The 3,600-nt window shown below is 66.8% G+C and carries 3 protein-coding genes; 2 read left to right on the forward strand and 1 reads right to left on the reverse strand.

Translation table 11 applies throughout. The features are described from left to right. Positions 1–134: 134 nt before the first annotated feature. Positions 135–428, reverse strand: a complete 294-nt coding sequence (locus AXK61_RS25480; protein ID WP_068745614.1) for an IS3 family transposase — start codon at positions 426–428, stop codon at positions 135–137. Positions 429–807: 379 nt separating this feature from the next. Between AXK61_RS25480 and AXK61_RS17550 the strand changes: the two genes are divergently transcribed. Both AXK61_RS17550 and AXK61_RS17555 read left to right on the forward strand, forming a co-directional pair. Further along, positions 808–2,016 carry an acetyl-CoA C-acetyltransferase gene (locus tag AXK61_RS17550; protein WP_068746508.1) on the forward strand — a complete coding sequence of 403 codons (1,209 nt, stop codon included), beginning with the start codon at positions 808–810 and terminating at the stop codon, positions 2,014–2,016. A 33-nt stretch (positions 2,017–2,049) separates the two neighbouring features. Further along, the coding region (locus AXK61_RS17555) for a 3-hydroxyacyl-CoA dehydrogenase NAD-binding domain-containing protein (RefSeq protein WP_068746509.1) at positions 2,050–3,600 on the forward strand (1,551 nt) is incomplete at its 3' end.

Here is a 3,600-nt window from a genome sequence, read left to right on the forward strand (position 1 = left end):
CGCCGCGATCCGATCAGCGGTGGTGACCGCCTCCTTCAGCCAACGGTAGTAGGGCGCCCTGGCGAGCTTGAGAACCCGGCACGTCACCGTGACGGCGATCCCGTCAGCGGCGAGCTCCTTCACGAGCGGGTACATCATTTTCCCGGCAGGTTCGCCTGCGACAGATACGCGGCAGCGCGACGAAGAACTTCGTTCTCCTGCTCCAACAGGCGATTCCGCTTCCGCAGCTCGCGAAGCTCAGCGGATTCCGAAGCGGTGACACCGGGTCGGTTCCCCTCCTCGACATCGGCGGCACGCAGCCAGTTCTGCAGGCATGTCTCGCTGACACCGAAATCGGCGGCAATCTGCTTGATCGTCACACCGCCTTCGCGGCGACGAGCCGCACCGACGACATCGTCGCGGAACTCGCGGGGATAGGGCTTAGGCATGTTGACATCCTTCCAGTGGCACCCTGACAGCACCACAGATCAGATGTCACCTACTGGTGCAGCAGTCCCCTGAACTGCACACCGACGTACTGGGGACGGCACTCGATACCCACACGCCGGATGTCATCGATGCCATCGTCCTGGCAGGACTGTATGAGCGGTTCGGGGACGGTGCGGTCGCCGTCTGCCGGCACATCGAGGGACGTTTCGCGTCCACCGCAGATCCCACGACGCCATGATGCGCCCCGAGCGCGGGTCAGGGGTTCGCGGTGCAGCAAGCTATCCGCTCAATCGCGCCTCGTTTGACGCGTCTTCGCCACCAAAGCAACAGAATAGTGATTAACTTATCCGAGTTAGCAGCACACTAGGAAGGAACACCGTGTCCGACGCTTTCATCTACGAGGCCATCCGCACGCCACGCGGCAAGCAGCGCGGCGGATCGCTCCATGCGACCAAGCCGATCGATCTGGTCGTCGGCCTGATCGACGAGGTCAAGAACCGTTTCCCCACGCTCGATCCGGCCGATGTCGACGACATTATTCTCGGTATTGTCTCCCCTCTAGGCGAGCAGGGTGGCGTTCTTCCGCGTGCTGCGGCGATGGCCGCCGGCCTGCCGGAGACTGTTGCGGGCGTGCAAGTGAATCGCTTCTGCGGATCTGCGCTGGAAGCGACGAATATGGCCGCGCAGAAGGTGCGCTCCGGGTGGGATCAGCTCGTCTTGGCGGGCGGCGTCGAGTCGATGTCGCGCGTGCCCATGGGCTCCGACGGTGGCGCGATGTTCCAGGACGTCACCACCAACTACGACACCTACTTCGTGCCGCAGGGCATCGGCGCCGACCTCATCGCGACGATCGAGGGCTTCTCGCGCGACGACGTCGACGAGTTCGCCGCGCAGTCGCAGGCCTTCGCCGCGAAGGCCTGGGAGGAGGGTCGGTTCGCGAAGTCGGTCGTCCCCGTCAAGGACATCAACGGCCTGACGGTGCTGGACAACGACGAGCACCGCCGCCCCGGCACCACCGCCGAGAGCCTGGCCAAGCTCAAGCCGGCCTTCGAGGGCATCGGCGCGATGGGCGGCTTCGACGCCGTCGCGCTGCAGAAGTACTACACCGTCCCGAAGATCAACCACGTCCACACGGGCGGCAACAGCTCGGGCATCGTCGACGGTGCCGCGCTGCTGCTGATCGGCAACGAGGCCGGTGGCAAGAAGGCCGGCCTGACCCCGCGCGGCCGCATCGTCGCCACCGCCGTCACCGGCTCGGACCCGACGATCATGCTCACGGGCCCCACGCCGGCCACCGAGAAGGCCCTCGCGCTCGCGGGCCTGACCAAGGACGACATCGACGTCTGGGAGCTCAACGAGGCCTTCGCCTCCGTGGTCATGAAGTGGATGAAGGACTTCAAGCTCGACCGCGAGCAGGTCAACGTCAACGGCGGCGCCATCGCGCTGGGCCACCCGCTGGGCGCCACCGGCGCGATGCTGGTGGGCACCGTGCTCGACGAGCTGGAGCGCTCCGGCGGCCGGTACGGCCTGATCACCCTCTGCATCGGCGGCGGCATGGGCATCGCCACCATCATCGAGCGCCTCTGACCGGCCGGAAAGACTACGGAGACAAACAATCACATGGCTGAGAACATGATCCGCTGGGAGCAGGACGCCGACGGCATCGTCACCCTGACGATGGACGACCCCACCAGCTCCGCGAACACCATGAACGACCTGTACCGCGAGTCGATGGCCGCGACCATCGACCGCCTGGAGGCCGAGAAGGACTCCATCACGGGCGTCGTGCTCACCTCCGCGAAGAAGACCTTCTTCGCCGGCGGCAACCTGGGCCTGATCCGCCAGGCCACCAAGGCCGACGCGCAGCAGGTCTTCGACAACGTCGAGTCGATGAAGGCCGCGCTGCGCCGCCTCGAGACCTTCGGCAAGCCCGTCGTCTCCGCGATCAACGGTGCCGCCCTCGGCGGCGGCCTGGAGATCGCTCTGGCGACCCACCATCGCATCGCCGCCGACGTGCGCGGCTCGCAGATCGGCCTGCCCGAGGTCACCCTCGGCCTGCTCCCCGGCGGCGGCGGCGTCACGCGCACCGTCCGGCTGCTCGGCCTGCAGGGCGCGCTGATGGGCGTCCTGCTGCAGGGCCCGCGCATGAAGCCCGCCAAGGCCAAGGAGGTGGGCCTGGTCCACGAGGTCGTGGGCACCGTCGAGGAACTCGTCCCCGCCGCGAAGGCGTGGATCAAGGCCAACCCCGAGGGCGGCGTGCAGCCCTGGGACGTCAAGGGCTACAAGATCCCCGGCGGCTCGCCGAACTCGCCGGCGATCGCCGCGAACCTGCCCGCCTTCCCCTCGAACCTGCGCAAGCAGCTCAAGGGCGCCCCGATGCCCGCGCCACGCGCCATCATGGCCGCCGCGGTCGAGGGCGCGATGGTGGACTTCGACACCGCTTCGGTGATCGAGGGCCGCTACTTCGTCTCGCTGGCCACGGGCCAGGTCTCGAAGAACATGATCAAGGCGTTCTTCTTCGACCTGCAGCACATCAACGGCGGCGGCTCGCGGCCCGAGGGCTACGACAAGTACACCGCCAAGAAGGTCGGCGTCATCGGCGCCGGCATGATGGGCGCCGCGATCGCGTACGTCTCCGCGAAGGCCGGCATCGAGGTCGTCATCAAGGACATCTCGCTGGAAGCCGCGCAGAAGGGCAAGGCCTACTCCGAGAAGCTCGAGGAGAAGGCTCTGGCCAAGGGCCGCACCACCGCCGAGAAGTCGGCGGAGCTGCTCGCCCGGATCACGCCCACCGTCGACGCCGCCGATTTCGCCGGCGTGGACCTGGTCATCGAGGCGGCGTTCGAGTCGGTCGAGGTCAAGCACAAGGTGTTCCAGGAGATCGAGGACATCGTCGAGCCCGACGCCATCCTCGGCTCGAACACCTCGACGCTGCCGATCACCATCCTCGCCGAGGGCGTCAAGCGCTCCGAGGACTTCATCGGCATCCACTTCTTCTCCCCCGTCGACAAGATGCCGCTGGTCGAGATCATCCGCGGCGCCAAGACCTCGGATGCGGTGCTGGCCAAGGTCATCGACTACACGCTGCAGATCAAGAAGACCCCGATCGTGGTCAACGACTCGCGCGGCTTCTTCACCTCGCGGGTCATCGGCACCTTCGTCAACGAGGCC

Origin of the sequence: Tsukamurella pseudospumae (assembly GCF_001575205.1) — a bacterium.
GTDB classification, from domain to species: domain Bacteria; phylum Actinomycetota; class Actinomycetes; order Mycobacteriales; family Mycobacteriaceae; genus Tsukamurella; species Tsukamurella pseudospumae.

Coding starts and splice junctions, on each gene's coding strand:
- AXK61_RS25480 (WP_068745614.1), bottom strand. CDS start 428: ATGCCTAAGCCCTATCCCCGCGAGTTCCGCGACGATGTCGTCGGTGCG.